The sequence below is a fragment of the Paenibacillus sp. GCM10028914 genome (assembly GCF_042666275.1).
Classification (GTDB): Bacteria; Bacillota; Bacilli; order Paenibacillales; family Paenibacillaceae; genus Paenibacillus_AQ.
This window is the reverse complement of the sequence record NZ_JBHTFO010000015.1, coordinates 373470-390207: the sequence shown is the minus strand read 5'-3', so window position 1 is coordinate 390207 and position 16738 is coordinate 373470. Positions and strand designations below refer to the sequence as shown.

The 16738-nt window shown below is 39.4% G+C and carries 20 protein-coding genes; 4 read left to right on the top strand and 16 right to left on the bottom strand.

Annotation, left to right across the window (positions count from 1 at the left end; all coding sequences use genetic code 11):
- Window positions 1-97 precede the first annotated feature (97 nt).
- The gene (locus ACFQV5_RS15215; RefSeq protein WP_379248190.1) at window positions 98-1480 is read left to right on the top strand and encodes an ABC transporter substrate-binding protein; all 1383 of its coding nucleotides are present in this window, start codon (window positions 98-100) and stop codon (window positions 1478-1480) included.
- A gap of 95 nt (window positions 1481-1575) precedes the next feature.
- Here the strand turns inward: ACFQV5_RS15215 and ACFQV5_RS15210 are convergent, their stop codons facing one another.
- From ACFQV5_RS15210 to ACFQV5_RS15185, 6 genes are all read right to left on the bottom strand, one after another.
- Entirely contained in the window at window positions 1576-2652 is a 1077-nt protein-coding gene (locus ACFQV5_RS15210; RefSeq protein WP_379248189.1) for a copper resistance D family protein, read from the bottom strand.
- A gap of 3 nt (window positions 2653-2655) precedes the next feature.
- Window positions 2656-3303, bottom strand: coding sequence for a copper resistance CopC family protein (locus ACFQV5_RS15205; RefSeq protein ID WP_379248188.1), 648 nt, complete (start codon window positions 3301-3303; stop codon window positions 2656-2658).
- A gap of 324 nt (window positions 3304-3627) precedes the next feature.
- Window positions 3628-4377: an SDR family NAD(P)-dependent oxidoreductase gene (locus ACFQV5_RS15200; protein ID WP_379248187.1), complete on the bottom strand. Its 750-nt coding sequence runs from the start codon at window positions 4375-4377 to the stop codon at window positions 3628-3630.
- Between the two features lie 59 nt (window positions 4378-4436).
- Window positions 4437-4853: a DUF2500 domain-containing protein gene (locus tag ACFQV5_RS15195; protein WP_379248284.1), complete on the bottom strand. Its 417-nt coding sequence runs from the start codon at window positions 4851-4853 to the stop codon at window positions 4437-4439.
- A 228-nt stretch (window positions 4854-5081) separates the two neighbouring features.
- Window positions 5082-5267, bottom strand: coding sequence for a hypothetical protein (locus ACFQV5_RS15190; protein WP_379248186.1), 186 nt, complete (start codon window positions 5265-5267; stop codon window positions 5082-5084).
- A 223-nt stretch (window positions 5268-5490) separates the two neighbouring features.
- Window positions 5491-6777, bottom strand: a complete 1287-nt coding sequence (locus ACFQV5_RS15185; protein WP_379248185.1) for a WD40/YVTN/BNR-like repeat-containing protein — start codon at window positions 6775-6777, stop codon at window positions 5491-5493.
- A 235-nt stretch (window positions 6778-7012) separates the two neighbouring features.
- Here ACFQV5_RS15185 and tlp point away from each other — a divergent pair, with 235 nt between their 5' ends.
- Window positions 7013-7240: a small acid-soluble spore protein Tlp gene (gene tlp, locus ACFQV5_RS15180; protein ID WP_379248184.1), complete on the top strand. Its 228-nt coding sequence runs from the start codon at window positions 7013-7015 to the stop codon at window positions 7238-7240.
- 288 nt (window positions 7241-7528) lie between these two features.
- Window positions 7529-8458: an L-lactate dehydrogenase gene (locus ACFQV5_RS15175; protein WP_379248183.1), complete on the top strand. Its 930-nt coding sequence runs from the start codon at window positions 7529-7531 to the stop codon at window positions 8456-8458.
- Between the two features lie 192 nt (window positions 8459-8650).
- Here the strand turns inward: ACFQV5_RS15175 and ACFQV5_RS15170 are convergent, their stop codons facing one another.
- From ACFQV5_RS15170 to ACFQV5_RS15145, 6 genes are all read right to left on the bottom strand, one after another.
- A complete protein-coding gene (locus tag ACFQV5_RS15170) occupies window positions 8651-9571 on the bottom strand; it encodes a tyrosine-type recombinase/integrase (protein ID WP_379248182.1) in 921 nt (306 codons plus the stop codon).
- Window positions 9572-9745: 174 nt separating this feature from the next.
- On the bottom strand, window positions 9746-10087 hold the full coding sequence (locus ACFQV5_RS15165) for a spore germination protein GerPE (protein ID WP_379248181.1): 342 nt from the start codon (window positions 10085-10087) through the stop codon (window positions 9746-9748).
- A 28-nt stretch (window positions 10088-10115) separates the two neighbouring features.
- The gene (locus tag ACFQV5_RS15160) at window positions 10116-10331 is read right to left on the bottom strand and encodes a spore gernimation protein GerPD (protein WP_379248180.1); all 216 of its coding nucleotides are present in this window, start codon (window positions 10329-10331) and stop codon (window positions 10116-10118) included.
- Window positions 10332-10351: 20 nt separating this feature from the next.
- The gene (gerPC, locus tag ACFQV5_RS15155; RefSeq protein WP_379248179.1) at window positions 10352-10927 is read right to left on the bottom strand and encodes a spore germination protein GerPC; all 576 of its coding nucleotides are present in this window, start codon (window positions 10925-10927) and stop codon (window positions 10352-10354) included.
- 64 nt (window positions 10928-10991) lie between these two features.
- Window positions 10992-11213, bottom strand: coding sequence for a spore germination protein GerPB (locus tag ACFQV5_RS15150; RefSeq protein WP_379248178.1), 222 nt, complete (start codon window positions 11211-11213; stop codon window positions 10992-10994).
- A gap of 12 nt (window positions 11214-11225) precedes the next feature.
- Complete coding sequence (locus ACFQV5_RS15145; RefSeq protein WP_379248177.1) at window positions 11226-11453, bottom strand: spore germination protein; 228 nt, start codon at window positions 11451-11453, stop codon at window positions 11226-11228.
- Window positions 11454-11558: 105 nt separating this feature from the next.
- Here ACFQV5_RS15145 and ACFQV5_RS15140 point away from each other — a divergent pair, with 105 nt between their 5' ends.
- The gene (locus tag ACFQV5_RS15140) at window positions 11559-12014 is read left to right on the top strand and encodes an Hsp20/alpha crystallin family protein (RefSeq protein WP_379248176.1); all 456 of its coding nucleotides are present in this window, start codon (window positions 11559-11561) and stop codon (window positions 12012-12014) included.
- A 78-nt stretch (window positions 12015-12092) separates the two neighbouring features.
- Here ACFQV5_RS15140 and ACFQV5_RS15135 read toward each other — a convergent pair whose 3' ends face one another.
- The 4 genes from ACFQV5_RS15135 to ACFQV5_RS15120 form a co-directional block, all read right to left on the bottom strand.
- A complete protein-coding gene (locus tag ACFQV5_RS15135; protein ID WP_379248175.1) occupies window positions 12093-12620 on the bottom strand; it encodes a hypothetical protein in 528 nt (175 codons plus the stop codon).
- Window positions 12621-13438: 818 nt separating this feature from the next.
- Window positions 13439-14542, bottom strand: a complete 1104-nt coding sequence (locus ACFQV5_RS15130) for an SH3 domain-containing protein (protein WP_379248174.1) — start codon at window positions 14540-14542, stop codon at window positions 13439-13441.
- 64 nt (window positions 14543-14606) lie between these two features.
- Window positions 14607-16013, bottom strand: a complete 1407-nt coding sequence (locus ACFQV5_RS15125) for a sensor histidine kinase (protein ID WP_379248173.1) — start codon at window positions 16011-16013, stop codon at window positions 14607-14609.
- 3 nt (window positions 16014-16016) lie between these two features.
- Window positions 16017-16676 (bottom strand): response regulator transcription factor, encoded by a 660-nt coding sequence (locus tag ACFQV5_RS15120; protein ID WP_379248172.1) that lies wholly within the window; start codon window positions 16674-16676, stop codon window positions 16017-16019.
- Window positions 16677-16738 lie beyond the last annotated feature (62 nt).

Sequence of the window (16738 nt, the reverse complement as noted above, 5' to 3'; positions counted from 1 at the left end):
AATTTTGATATAGATGAGCATTTTGCAACAATCCAATAAGCAACCAGGCAAAATGCTGGCTACATACTATATTTTTAAAGGGAGAGATTAACCGCTCATGAAACGTATTGGAAAAAGATCTTTCACGCTAATGTTGCTCGCTTGTTTTATGCTTATAAGTTCTGCTTGTGGAAGTAATAGTGCTCAACCACAGGGTGCAAGCTCCGATACTGCTGAGGCAGCAGGTGCAAGTACTCCTATCTCTAAGGAGCCTGTAAAAGTCGTATGGTGGCATTCCATGAGTGGAGAACTTGGTACGGTAGCGGATAAACTGATCTCGGACTTTAACGCTGAACATCCCGATATTCAGGTTGAAGGCGTCTTCCAAGGAACGTATGATGAAAGTTTAAACAAGTTAAAAGCTTCTCTCGGATCTGCTAGTGGTCCAGCAATGATCCAGGTTTATGAAATCGGCAGCCGCTTTATGATGGATACCAAGGCCGTCAAGCCTGTTCAAGACTTTATAGATGCTGAGCAATATGACATTTCCAGTCTTGAGCCGAACATTAAAAGTTACTATACATTCGATGATAAGCTTTATTCCATGCCATTCAATTCATCCAACCCGATTCTTTATTACAACAAGGATGCCTTTAAAGCGGCTGGCTTAGATCCGGAAAATCCTCCGAAAACCTATGAGGAAGTGGCCGATGCGGCAAAACAGTTGACCAAGGATGGTCAGACTGGTGCTTCATTCGCTATTTACGGATGGTTTATTGAACAATTTTTTGCTAACCAGGGTGTTGAGCTACTGAATAACGGTAATGGACGTAGTGAGATAGCTACAGCATCACAAGTCAACCATGCGGCAGGAGTTAAGACACTCGAGTGGTGGAAAGCAATGCTAGATAATAAAACGTTACTCAATCTCGGCCGAAAAACAGATGATACGAAAAAAGCTTTTGCAGCAGGACAAGTTGCTATGATGCTTGACTCTACCGCCTCCCTACGCGGCATCGTGAGCGCTTCTGAAGGCAAATTTGAAGTAGGTACAGCTTTCTTACCAAAACCTTCTGACGGCGGTGCAGGGGGCGTTATTATCGGTGGAGCTAGTCTATGGCTACTGAACAACAAAACGGAGGCCGAGCAACAAGGGGCTTGGGAATTCATGAAGTATCTTGCTGAGCCTAAAACACAAGCTTACTGGCATGTAAATACAGGGTATTTCCCGGTTACCACCAAGGCGTACGATGAGACTATTGTCAAAGAAAATCTTGCGAAATATCCTCAGTTCCAGACAGCTATTGATCAGCTCCATCAAACAGAACCTAATCAAGCGACGCAAGGTGCTGTTATGGGTGTATTCCCAGAGGCTCGTCAAATTACAGAAACAGCAATAGAAGAAGTACTCAATGGGAAGAAAACGCCGCAGGAAGCTCTGGACTCAGCAGCACAAGAGATCACATCTAAAATTGAAACGTACAACAAAACCGTAAAATAAGATTGATGTTGAATATGTAAGGTGGAATAGGCACACTTTCTTACAGCACAACAGACCCCGTTGCACATGCAGCGGGGTCTGTTCGTTAAATTACATTATTGAAATGAAAGCATAATACCAGCATAAATTGCAACTGATGCACCTAGGCTACATAAGAGAACTGCTCCCGCCCGTCGATTTCGTTTAAATAGAACAAGCATACCTGTTAGTAAGACAGCTCCGATCATGAATAGTATTAAACCGGGTACGCTCCATATAAAGCTGAGTGAGCTTCCCTCAAAACCAGGGTGGAACCATCGGAATGTGTCAGCCCCTTCAGCCGCTGATATAGGCAAGGTGAGATCATGAGGTGCCGCCTGCTGATTCATATAACCAGTAACGATATAGATCAGCCACAATAAAACACCTTCATTCCTAGACCAAGTAGCGGGTTTAAATCCAGGATCATGTAACATTTTTCTTTTCATCAAATAACCATTAATAAAACCGAATACTAAAAGCGGGAGTATTAAAATATGCTTGATAAGAAGGGCTTGTCCATATGGGACTACCCAGCTCATCGTGAGATCAGGTGTCACACCACTCATCAGAAACAGTCCAGATCCGATCACAATGAGAACGGAGATGATGGCTAAAGGATGAAACCATTTTAGAAAAGCACTCCATCCATCTGTTCCTTTATTAAACCATCCGACCATAAGCAGTGTTCCTGTCCAGATCGCCATTGCTGTAAAGTGTCCGAAAAAAGCAAATTCGCCCTTAAATCCAAACAATGAAGCTGCATGGTTAAAGGATGACATTGAGAAAGCAATTCCTAACAAGCTAATAGGCATTAACCAGCGTACAACAGCTTTAGGTCTTCGGTGAATGATAACGGACAATACGGCCATAAGAAGCGATAACGTCGCTACCCATGCATACCTCTCACCTTCTTGGAACGAGAACATCACCGCTTTAAAAGATTGAGCAAATCCAACATCATCTTTAAAGAACATAATGATTTGGAGAATCGGGATGTAGGCACATAAAGCTACGACGACAGCTGCTGCAGGACCTAGCCATATCGGAAACTTTATGAGCGGTTTCTTCGTTTCAGGTGCAAAAGCAAGAACGGTTATTCCTGCTAGGATTGCATATCCCAAGTAAAGGAACGGTTCACTTATCCAATACATTGACTACCTTCTTTTCCGGGATTGTTTAAAGGCAACATACCCTCCGATTGCTGCCAAGACCACAATCAGTGCAATCCACAATGTATTTCCAGATCCGGATTCATCGGCAACCGCAGGAGATTGAGGCTGCTCTTCATTTGTAGTATCGTTCGTAGAAGAATCTACAGTGTCTGCAGGTTCTTCACTTGGTGCATCTTGATCAGTATTGGTTGTTCCATTTCCAGCCTCATTGTTATCAGCTTGATTGTCGGCAGGCTCCTCAGCCTGATCTTGTTCAACATTTGGTGCTTCGACTTGAAACGTGTAATTACCTTTAACTGGATGTCCGTCACCACCAACGATTTTCCATTCAACTGTATAAGTTCCAGAGATTAGCGGACTTCCTAAAGTCGCTTTTAGCTCCGTCTCCTCCACTTTAACCTCGGTAGTGTCTATCTTCTCATTCTTATCGTTTGTGATGCTGAGTGTACTGAGAGTCGGATCAATCTTTTCATTAAAGGATAAGATAAGTTCCTGAACTGATTCTTTTGTCACTGCATTGGCAGCAGGAATGCTAGATTCGAGTTTTGAATGTGCCCAAGATCCGTTAGGAAACATAAAAATAAGGAACATTGCGAATAGCAGAATTTTGATGGATTTCGTCGATTTCAACGGTAAGTCCCCCTTGTTGGATAAGTATTATCTTAATTTTTAACTTTTCTCATAATAGCAAAGTCAGGACAGCAAAGCTAATGAGGAATTTGTGAATTATTAAAAACACATCGGATATGTCAGAATTATAATACGAAATTGGTTTACATAATATTGTTTATGTAACTATATAAACAGCTGGATTTTTGCAAAAAACGGAAAAAGAGCGATCACCCTAATAGGAATGGTCGCTCTAACATGTATTTTTGATAAGAATAATCTCTGGATTAAGTTCATTAAACGGTTCGTTAATGATTTAATCATATTAATATTTAACCTTATTAATTATTCTTCGTAAATCATCTTTCGTGTCATCCCGCCATCGACAACTAGATGAGCTCCGGTAACAAAAGTGTTGGCAGGATCAGTAAGATAAAAACAGGCACGTGCAATATCGTCAGGGTTTCCTACTCTACCAGCAGGATGCTGGGCGTGATCCCGTTCAGATAGTGCACTATACTCTTTTGTCTCAATCCATCCTGGACTAATGCAATTTACTCTTATCCCATCAGGACCCAAACTTACGGCGAGAGCATGAGTTAAAGATGTAATTGCCCCCTTGGAGGCAGCATAAGCTTCAGAATTAGGCTCTGACATTACCGATCGAGTAGAAGAAATATTGACAATGGATCCACCGGATCCACCTTCTTTCATATACTTCGCGGCCTCACGAGATACTAAAAAACAACTGCGAGCGTTCGTGTTCAGTACATCGTCCCATTCATCAATCGTTAATTCATATGGCGACTTCCAGCGTGAAATCCCAGCGTTGTTAATGACGATGTGAATGGCACCTGTCGTCTCAATCGAATATTTTATAAGGTTTATTACATCGTCTTCCTTACGTACATCACAAGTTGTAAACAATATCGAAAAGCCGTCTTTAAGCAGTGCCTGCTCTACTTGACGGCCTTTTTCCTCATTATAATCTGCAATTATAACCTTCGCACCTTCAGCAGCATAGGCACGAGCTAAACCAAGGCCAATACCCTGTGAACCGCCAGTAATGATAACCGTCATATTCTGAAATTTCATATTCGGACTCCTCCTTGTTGTACATGATTATATAACAAAGAGGAAGTCACACAAAGTAATCACCGATGGTTTTCATAACCTCGTACAAGCTCGTGATGGTGACGAGGATAACGTTCAAATTTATAATACCGTGTTCCCTGGAAGGATAGTCTCCCCTCATCCCCTTCTGCACAAATGCCGAACTCGTCACCATTTACCGAGAATTCCATCCGATCTCCACTCTCAACTTCAAAGGTCAGGTAATAGAAAGTCCGGGTACGGCTGGACATATTGTCATCTGGATGATGGCTGTGTGTAACCTCGCTTCTTTTGCTGACGATACGAGAATTTACGGTTAGTAGTGGCTGCCTGTTATTACGGTTCCATTGCATAATACCTTTACCTGCAGATAGCAGTATAATACCAAGGATAACAACAAATACCACGGGCATAACACTGCCAAAAAAATCGAACATCCAAACTGAATCCGATCCCATATACGCTCCCCCTCCCGCCATACAACGTTCTTCATCCCCTGGAACCTTTGTCTTCATTAAATTATATGCAATGATAAAGACAACTTTAACTCATCCCTTGGAAAAAAACTCGATTGTTGTTGGACAAGAGGGTAAACATAACAAAAAGCTGGTATCTGTATCGCTACAAACAACCAGCTTTAAGTCATAAGTTGACTCATTCTCTTTAATTGTCGTCTTAACATGTTATTAAGCATGCATCATTTGCAGAAATTCCTTAGTTTCACGTTGTCCTGCATCTTCATCAGTTGGGAGAAGTCCTTGCTCTGCCCAGCAAGCTCTGCATTTTTCTTCAGTTTCACATAGGTGTGCATCATCACAGTTATAGCATAAGCGAAGCAAGTTAACAGTCATCATATCAGTTTCGATTCTCATCTCAATCACTCCTATTTGTTTTAGCTCTTCTTTACACTTTTATAATAACATGAGATTCGCTCTTATAATGTGAATTATTTCACAATATTGTGAACATCATTTAAATATTGTTCATTTAAAGCTCAGATGTCGTAATTCGTACTAAATCTATGATTCATGAATTTGAAAAAAAACTGCATCACTTCCTATAATAAGAAAGCAACGCAGTCTTAACGTGATATCTTTATCTAACTCTCCAAGTTTCGCCTCCATTGATGCTCTGCAGAAGTCTGGATCGTTTTCCATCAGCAGATTCTACAAGCATCCATCCTACACTGGAGGAAGCAAATTGCATTTTCGAAATAATAGGGAAATCATCAAGCTGTTCTGTAAGATCTGGATCTGCGGGAAATGGAGTCCATGTTTTTCCCATATTCTTGGTGTGATAAACAATCCCGTCATTTACAGTCCATCCTTCAGTAAGAGTTCTAAAGACAGGACTCAAAGTGCCTTTACTTTCTTTAGGATTTAAAGGGAATTCGATTAGTTTCCATGTGTTTCCGCTATCTGATGAGAAATATCCTAAAAATTTCGTAGTTTTATTGAAACAGCTGACAGGTATCCATACATCATTTGTACTTCCGAGAAATTGCGGTGTTCCAGCTATGTAATTTTGACATTTATCAAGCTTGGAATCTTGGAATACATCCTTGGAAGCACTCCACTTGGTCCCCCCATCGCGAGTAATATATAGCTTAGGACCTTTAGTTTCTTTAACTACGGCTAGTCCAGTATAAGAGTTCGCAAAATTCATTCCGACCAAATGTCCTGTACGTGGGATAATATTCGCAGGAGTTCGGGACGCAGGGTAATCTGTATTTTGCATAATGTTTGTCCATTTCCCGCCATTATCATTGGTCCGGAATAAAGCTTTTCCCTGGGATCCAGGGGAGGTCTCTCCAGCAGTCATTACCCATCCTCGCTCGGAAGAAGCAAAGGATAAAGCAGTTACTTGATGCACATCTGGTAAAGAAGATAACTTCCATTCCTTACCGCCATTAACCGTATTCAACAATATGGTCTCTTTACCATTGGGAGCATTGCGAACGATCCACCCATGATCCCTATCCGTAAAGAAGATATCCCGGCCATATACAAGCTTTTCTGCAAAATTAATGTTCGATGAAGGAGAGATATTCACCCAAGTCTCCCCAAAGTCTTCTGTTAGATATAGTCTTAATGATGTCTTAGTCAGACCCCAAGCAATCCCCTTAGACTCACTAAACATATAAAAGTCTGTAAGTCTGGTTTGTATTTGATATTTACTTTGTTCCTTAGGTGTATTGTTTGCCTCTTCAATCGTCGTAACAACGGTTAAAGTTTGTCCATCCTCTACGGATTCAGTATCTTCGTCTATGACAGTTCGTTCAACTGGTGCCGGTGTAGAGTCTGATGAACAAGCGGCAACAATCATTATTAGAATAAATAGCATTACAATGCTAAGACTATACGAATGATTGCGTAATCTCAAGCAGGCTCCTCCTTCGTAATCATCAAGCGTAATCATGTCGCTTTTTCGGTCATTATATCATAAGACTATTGCTATTATAGAACTGAACCTTTTCAGTTTGATAACAATACTGTATCCATTTTACTAATTTATAACATATATTATCTGCGTGAATAATGTAGGCTCCGGGTTGGAACACTTCACAATGTGTTATTTACATGCTATCAGACTAACCTAACTTTTGGAGGCGAATCTCATGTCAAAACCAGACAACCGCAAAGATAATGTTGCTCATTTACAAAAATCCGTACAGGACACCATTGAAAATTATCGTGAAGCAAACGATTATCTCAATGAGTTTGGTGATGAAATCTCTGCTTCCGAAAAACAACAGATTTTGGATAAGAATGAACGCAGAGAGAAAAGTATTCGTGGTTTCCGAGAGGAAATCAAAGATGAAGCCAGTCATCAAAGCGGCGAGTAATTAATCACCTTAATAACATTTGATCGTAACGAAAAAAAGGAGTCTCCATCATGGAGACTCTTTTTTTGTGCACTCTACTTCTAAAAGATAAGTAGGAGTATAAATGTTTACATATTGTCACTTTTCCCCGATGAATTCATGACTAAAAATATTGTATTTTTATAAAATATTTTAAATAAATTCGCGTAAAGAATATCCATTTCGGTTATTAACCCCTATAATGAGTAATTGTATGAGTCACAGCATTTTCCATATAAACCAAAGATTCTAGGAGAAGGAGATGATTGAGTGAAATCAACAATCTTTAAACCAAGCCGTGCAGTTATTATTGGAACTGGTGCGGTAGGAACAACAACGGCCTATACCTTGCTGCTTCGCAAGCGTGTTGCTGAAATCGTACTGATTGACGTAAACCACGATAAGGCTGTAGGTGAGGCGCTGGATATGAATCACGGACTTCCATTCGTTGGAGGCGTCAAGGTATGGGCCGGGGATTATCCTGATTGTGCAGGAGCCGATATTATTATCGTTACAGCCGGTGCTTCTCAGAAACCTGGCGAAACTCGCATCGATCTTTTGAAGAAAAATGCTTCTATTTTTAATGATATCGTACAAAATATAACGAAATATAATCAAGATGGCATATTGCTCATCGCCACGAATCCAGTTGATATTTTATCATACGTAACGCTGAAAGTTAGCGGTTTCCCTGCCAACCGTGTAATTGGTTCCGGAACACTGCTGGATAGTGCACGCTACCGCTATCTTCTTGGTAAACACCAACAAATAGATCCACGAAGTATTCATGCTCATATTATTGGCGAACATGGAGATTCTGAAGTTCCTGTATGGAGTCTCGCAAATGTGGCGGGAATTGGACTTGATATTAATGACGAGGACAAGCAAGAGATTTTTGATAACACGAAGAATGCCGCTTACTCGATCATCAATGCCAAAGGTGCGACATTCTACGCTATTGCGCTCGCCTTGGATCGGATTGTAACTGCAATCCTAGAGGATGAAAGTGCAGTTCTTAATGTTTCTACCTTCCTCCAGGACTATAACGGTGTATCCGATGTATATCTCGGTGTCCCTTGTGTTGTTGACCGCACAGGAGTAAGAGAAGTATTGGATTTACCTCTAAGTGATGAAGAGAAAGTCCTGTTCCATAAATCAGCGGATAAGCTGAAGTCAGAGATTGCAAACCTTAAATCATAACTAATTAAAAAAGAACGTTCGACACTTTCCTCTGCGGGAATGTGATCGGACGTTCTTTTAAATATCAACCTTTAAATTAATTTATGTAATTAATTATTAACATTATGAATAAATATATACATGCAAATCATGAATTAAAAATGATAAGAATGCTATTATAAAAGATTATTAGTTTACATAATATTTAATATGTTACCTAATGGTTGTTGGAAGTTGAACATTCAACCGAGCAATGGCTTCTTCTTTTTCACGACTCGTCACATGCGTATATATCGTCGTGGTTTGTATCGAAGAATGTCCTAATAGTTCCTGAACTGTCCTTAGATCTGCACCCTTTCGAAGTAACATGGTAGCAAATGAATGTCTTAGCTTATGGCTTGAATAGGATAATCTCTGCTGCTTAGGTACATCTGCCTGAAAACGCTCAAATGTCTCAGCAGCGATTTGCTGAATACAGCGTATGGACAAGCGACGACCCTTTTGTGAAGTGAACATCGCCTCCTCTTTGGCTCGCCACGGCTCTAATCTTTCAGCTATTGCTTGCTGTAGCATTTGATTGACAGACTCAGGCACCGGAAGGGATCGCCATTTACGCCCCTTACCAAATACATTTAACGTTTTATGCTCTGGGTTAAAATCAGACAAATTAAGCGCATGGACCTCTCCAATTCGAAGCCCCATGTAGGCCATGAGAAGAAAAATAGCGATGTTTCGTGTCCGATACTTCCCCTGTACTGACTCAAAGAAACGTATCAATTCCTGTTCGTTTAAGAAAGATGGCGTACGATTGGACTCCGTCTTAGATTTCTTCACTCCAGAGGCAGGGTTTTGAGTCGCCAATTCCATCTCGATTAAGGCTTTAAAAAAACAATTTACAGCTGCATGTTTACGGTTTCGCGTTGAATCACTTACACCTCGTTCCCTGACTGAAGACAAATAAGATATGACGTGAAGCTTCTTGACCTGTTCTATATTCTTACCATTCAGCGATTCCAGAAACTCATAAACATCGCTCAAGTAAGATTTCTGCGTATACATGGTATAACCGGCATCCTTCATCCAGATCAGAAAAGCGTCTAGCTGCTCTTCGTAGATGTCTTTAACTTCGGACATAGCGCTTCTCCTCCTTATGCTGATCATTATTTTATCATAAATTAGTCCGCACGTTGCCCATAAACGACTATTCGAAGGATTAATACAACCCAAAAAGCCTGTTCAGAATATATGGAGAACAGACTTATGTTATGAGTTAAGGTTATTGAAATTGATTTGGTTTTTGATAATTAATTATTCAGTAGTATCCGTTATATTTAGAGGTGTTTCTTCAATCTTCTGGAGGCGGCTCTCCAGATGTATCTGTTGATTTGTACCGACCTGAAAGGTTGATCCATCTTGGACGAGCAGGATCTTAACAGCACCGATTGTAATAGCTGATCCCTCATGAACCGTGGATTTCGTTATATATTCCTCGTCCTCCGCAGCCCATTGCGGTATATTCTGTTGAAAGATTGGGTAATCCGAATACTCAACCTCTTGTCTTCCTGTAACCTCTGCTCTTTGAACATTTATACTATGAGTTTTTGAAGCAATGATCTCGGAATCCCCACAAATGAATACCGAGCTATTCATTATGCGGTGAATTGAAACCCCCAAAACCTTAGAGTTTCTCATTACTCTCTTTTTGTTCCACTTCATCTATGGATTGATTATCATTATATCCCGGGTTTTTATTTAGAGTAACCTTGGCTTCGTCATAAACTGAGGAACAGTTAATCACTTCCGTATCTCCAACCAAGAAGACGGAAGAGCTGCAAATCACACTAATTTTAACAGCGCCAACTGACAGTTGTTTGTTTACTACATTTAGCTTCATTTTTACTCCTGCTTTCCGGATTACTCCCGTTCCACATGCTGCTGTACCGCTATATCGATATCTCGCTTAACCAGCTCAATCACTTTATTCTGAATTTGAGTTTTGTTCATCGTTTTATCAGCTAATAGTTGATCCAAATACAAAATAATACGTTCATCGATCTGGTTGCGAAGATCCTGAATGATCATCTCGGTATATTTGGAGTCCACCTGTTTATTCGATTCTTCAGCTGTCTTTTTAATGCGCTGTGAAATATCACGATTTAGATACAGGTTCACAGACTCTTGTATATTCGATAGTAAAATGGCTCTATTCGGATCTGTCTGAATTTCCTGTAAGTTCTGTCCATTCACCGTAATATCTTCTAATGATTTTTCCGTACTGCTTGGTGACATTCCGATGTTCAAAGTGCCTTCAAGCTTCTCGATCTTCAACAGATCGAAATGATACTCTAAACGCTCAATATGGGTCTGACTCTTATCCATCATCGCATTCACATCTTTACGAATTTCCTGTAAAAACTGTTCCAAGCGTTCAATTTTCTCAGATTGCGCCTTCATCTCCTGATATAGCTGCTGAAAGTAATAAGGATGCATACAACCCCCTCCTAGCCCTATTCTATGTGGGGGATTATAGAAAGATTCAGATATCAACACGATTCTACTCTAAAGACAATGTAGGCTCTGGTAAAGGAACCATGGGCGGTTTTGTCTCCTCTTCTTGTTGATTGTCTGCACTTTGTTCTTTCGTCTCTCTACTCTCATATACATGCGACATAGCTTTAATTAATCCAGAAGTGCCTATTTGCAAAACAGATGAATTAGAAACCGTACCAATCTTTAATTGCTGAACGGTTATACATTGATAAACAGTCAAGCTCATAACTCTTCATCCTTAAATTGCAGATATTTGATCAACAGCGTCAGTATCCAGTGTATTCGTGCTGCTCGCCTGGTTATTCGTAATGACCGTTCCAAAGGCGTCACCTACAGAAAAAGAGTTTGCACCACCATAATTTTTATTATTACTTTTCAGAATAACGGATGCTGTATTACCAACCAATACCGTGGAGCTGGGGCCGACGCTATCGATCTTCATATTACCTATTATGGATACCACCATTCCACTCTCCCTTATTGAAACTATGTCATTCTATGTGGATGACTGCCCAGATGTCACTAAAAAATTCATTCACCCATATAATACGTAAGAACAAGGAGGGAAATTATGAGTTCAAAAACAAATGATTTAGATTGGCTCAACGAGGATCCATTCTTCAAAAAGCTTTTACCTTTTAAAGCCATTCAAGAACATCTCAGCATAAAACCAGATGATGTTGATCAATATGTAGAGAATGCTCTTCGCGAAGCAAACTTGAATTCTTCATTAAAAGGAAGAGATTCATCCAAGTTGCATTATGAGCATATCGATACACATCATTTATTAATTACAAAAATACGTGTACCGAAAAAAATCCACCCCGAAAATTTATGGGTACAGCTAAACCGTACGCAAATCCGAATTAATGGTTTTGATGATAATGATGAAAATCAAATCATTCAATTACCGACACCGATCATTCCAGAGCAAAGTAAAGCAACATTTAAGCAAGGATCGCTGCAACTCAAAATGCCTAAAATGACAATTGGTCGGTTTAAAGATGTATCTATTCGTTATCTCTGAAGAACGCCAAAACCTAAAGAACCAGACGCGATTGATTTTCGTCGTCTGGTTCTTTAGGTTTGTATGATTTTTTAACAATTAAATAGGTTGGATAAGATACAAAGATTTGATAGCCTCGTTGAACTTTTGGACAAACTCTTTAGAGTTATTATATTCTTCAGGTAGATTTCCTGAAAAGTCTTTGATCTCTTTTCTAAACTCTTTAAATGCTTCGGAAGAATATTCATCGCTTTTGAGCAGTTGACCTAACATGAATGACTCGTAACCATACTTAAGATAACTTAATTTGACTTTAACATCAGGGAAATCTAATCGGGTGTGCTCCCCTACACTATCCTCAAGCACTAAATATCGATCATATACAAAATTCAATCTCATATTGGCGCTATACATATTTTCATTAATCTTCTTAATTTCAATAGACTCATCTATTTGATCTAGCGACCGATCCAAAGTTTTTACACTTTGATAGAAACTATAGTATGTATCAGAGATTTTATCTTTTGAACCAAACACATTGAAATTTTGATTTATTACAATAACTAATAAAACAACATTCAGAATAACGGAGAAGAACATAAACGCATTTGAATAACTTTTCTTCATTTTTTCACCTCACTAATATCTAAGTTCATTTCAGATCAAATATCCTCCTGTATTGGTCATTTTTAACGATAGAAGAAATTATATAGATATAGCGAATGGTTTGATAGTGGGATATTATTCCTTGCATGTTTTTTTGAATATTGACGAATATATAGTCTAAAAAAAGTCACAGCATTGCAAATTGATTCGAACACTTGTCCACTGTCAAATATAAAAATGCCTTTAATCAAAAACTGCGTATAATTTATGTTATACGCAGTTTTTGTTGGTGTTATGTCCTTGTTATCCGAAGCCAAAAAGCGGTGATTTTGATTAAACTGAGTTGTTTTTCAGGAGTTATTTCAGTCTTTTAGATCGATTTAATATGCGTTTGATTACCTACTGGTTCGTGGGAAGTCCTTGTATGTTGGGAACGCTCACGTATGGATTGTTATAGTTAAATTAGAATTCTCTATTGTTAACCTAACCCATAATAGAGGAATTAATTATATTCCTTTTTGTGGTTCAATTATCATTATAGGTAAAGTGTCAGATCAACAAGATATTTACTGCCAGCAGCAAATCTGACCAAGGGTTGCTGCTTTTTTAATGCGTTAAGTGTAGGTTGTAATTTGATAGCGAGAACCCAGTAACGATTTAGTCTTATACTAGTTTACATAATAAAATTTATGTTAACTTTAACCGAACAAGAATCTTTAGTTAACATTATATATATTATGTAAACTAATTATTATGGACAACATTAAACCCATCACACAAAAAAAGAAACCGCATTAATCTGCGGTCCCTTCATTATATCTTTCAACTCTCGAATCCGATTACTTTAGCTTTACAGCTGGTTCATAAATGAGACTTCTTAATATTTTCTGAGGATATTTCATTTCTGCTACATATTTACTTCCATCTTCCAGTTCGATTGAAATGGCAACGATACCACGTTTATCATATTTATCATCTTGAATACGCGATGCTTTTACAATCGACCTTTCTTCGCCTTGCTTCTGTTTAACGATCGTCTTTGCCCTAGTAATCCAACTTTGGTCGTGTTTGATTTGCTCACTGACCCTTGTTGGTATTGGGGTTAATTTATTCTTAGAAATAAATCTTGAAGAGTCAATCACTGCACCGCTTAAAGAATCAATGGTAACATCATATTTGATGTATGTCTCTCCACTGGCATCCACTTGATTAAACATGTAAGGCTGGAATAGGACGAACCACACTCCCTTTTGCTCAGGACCAAGTTTCATATAAGACACAAACATTTCGAGTTCGGATACATCTCCATCATACAGTTTGCTTATACTTTCTTTCGCTTTTTTCACGGCAGATGCTTCAGTTATATCTTTCGTATCTGGTTTAAGCGGTACAATCCTTTTAGAAAGGGTGTAGTTTATTTTCTCAATCCAATCAATGTATTGTAATAATTCCTCGTCTGTTAATGGTCGAATCGGATAGTAATAGGTGTCCTTATTGATATCAAAGTAAAAGTTGTAGTCTCCAGCTTTAAGAGGTAATTCTTTTTCAGGACGAATTCCTTCATACGTATATTGATCATTTAACACTCTCATTCGTTTAACTTCTTGATCGCTCATTTTACGGTTACTTAGAGGCCCAGCATTCGTATTGTTGTCCGCATAATTATAAATAAGCTGAATATCTTCATCCGTCAGCGTCTTTTCCATATATTCTTTAATTGTTGATACTGGATTCTTCGCTTCTACCTTCAACACTGGAACGTTGCTGCTTGCTAGAGTCACTTCCGGTACAATTTGATCCTTAGACTCCACATATTGGTCCGGTGCTTGCCAATCCACTTCCGTGGACGTAACAATATGTAAGACTGTTAATGTGCTAACTGCCAGTAATACACTAGAGATGGCGATTACCTTTAGAGCACTGGTGACATCCTTTTTGTTCACATCTAAAACCTCCAACTTATTAGTAGGCTTGTCCGCCTTATGTGTATACCTTAATGTATACATGTTAAGAAGTAAGAAGCTCGATGTTAGGAAGTTGTAAAATCATTCGAATTCTAGTACCGATTCTTTCCTCTGATTTGAGTTCCAGTTCTGCTTGATGGGCACTGGCAATCTGTCGACATAATGATAAACCAAGTCCCGCTCCACCATGCTCTCTCGAACGGGCGTTATCGACTCGGTAAAATGGCTCAAACACATGCTCTACATGATCGGCACTCATTCCTCTACCGTAGTCCTGTACTTCTAATATTGTTTTGGCATTTTCCTCATAAGCAAGCAGCCTAATAATGGATCCTTCGCTTGAAACGTGGATTGCATTCTCAATGCAGTTTACCAAAAAGGAAGCGAGTAGATCCTCATCGCCCCATACACAATCAATGTCCGTGTGTAAAACGAGATTAATGCCCGCCTGCTCCAATTGATGAAGCTCCGTCTTCCGGACGGACTCAAATAATTGTTCAACAGATACGTGCTTCCGTTCAATGGGTTGGTGACTCAGCACAGACAGATCCAGCAACTTAAATACCAGATTCTTTAGTCGCAGCGTTTCACTCCAAATATAGCCGCTTGCAGTCATTCGCTCTTCCTCTCCAATATTTGCAGCGTTTAAATATTGCGCGAATCCTTGCATGCTTGTCAGAGGTGTCCGCAATTCGTGGGCAAGGTTATCGACTATTCGTTGCTTCTCTTCAGCCATCGTTGAAAGCTCAGTTATATGCTGTTCTACAGCTTCAGCCATACGATTGAAATTTTTGGCCAACTCACCAAATTCATCGTTGTTCTTTAAACTTACCCGCTGTCCATAATCCCCATCTGCGATATTCTTTGTCGTGTTGGATAGCTGCCGTAAAGGTTTAGTCAACTGTTTAATCAGAACGTATAGCAGTGTTACCAGAATAGGAACAGCAATAAGATTAATATATATAAAATAACGATTCAATTCGTTTTGTCTCGCATATAACTCTTCAATATCCCGCTCGTAAGTCAGAGAGAGGTACTCGTACGGCGCTGGCATCCTATTGGATATCGTAACTCCCCGAACGTTTTGTTCATCCTGACTGGCGTTCTCTTCACTATTATTCGATGAATTAGATTTAACGGCATCCTCCGAGAATACGACCTTATCCTGATTCCAGAGCTGCAATGTAATACCTTGATGCTTGTAGTATTCTGCGTAAGAGGACGCGACATCGTATAATACGGTCTCATTAATCGTCATCCCCCGAGATCTTATAGAATTCAAATTTTCATAGATGTTGTTAGCAATCAATGCCTGCTCACTGGAAGCCCGCTGAACTTCTCTTTCCATGTTAAGTTGCCAACTCTTTTTCATAATCATAACGACACTAAAATCCAGGGTTACTATAAATAGCGTAAGCATAACCAGGAGTGTCTTCTGCCAAAATCGCATGGTTCACCCCTCCGATTCTAATCGGTAACCAAGCTTAAAAACCGTTTTAATACGTTCTTCCCACCCTAGCTTTTTCCGTAACTGTCTGATATGTACATCCACGGTTCGTGTATCTCCTTCAAATTCATATCCCCATGCCAGTTCCAGTAATTTTTCTCGAGATAACGCAATATTTCGATTCTGAATTAATACCTCAAGCAGGTCAAATTCTCTAGCAGTTAGTTCTACTATTTCTCCATCTTTATATATCTTTCGTGCCGCCAAATGGACATCAACACCGTCAGCCATAAATTCTGTATGTTCCTGTACATTCCGTCGTAGAACCACATTTATCCGTGCAAGTAGTTCAAGAATTTCAAATGGCTTTATAATATAATCCTCAGCACCTAGATCAAATCCTGTAATTCGGTCAGCTAATGAGTCTCTAGCGGTAATGAAAATGACCGGAACATGATGATGCCGTATACGACGTATCATTTCAAAACCATCTAGTCCAGGCAGCATAACGTCTAGTAATATCAGATCAAATTGTTCTTGTTCCAATATCGGCAACATTTCTGCTCCACTAAATGCCTTAACGAACTGATGACCCACAAGCTTTAAATTCATCGTAATTAAATCACTAATCGGTTTTTCATCCTCGACCACCAGTATATTCGCCACTATATAAGTCCTCCATATATTGCATGATTCGTAACCGTTGTTTTTCGACAATATAATCCATA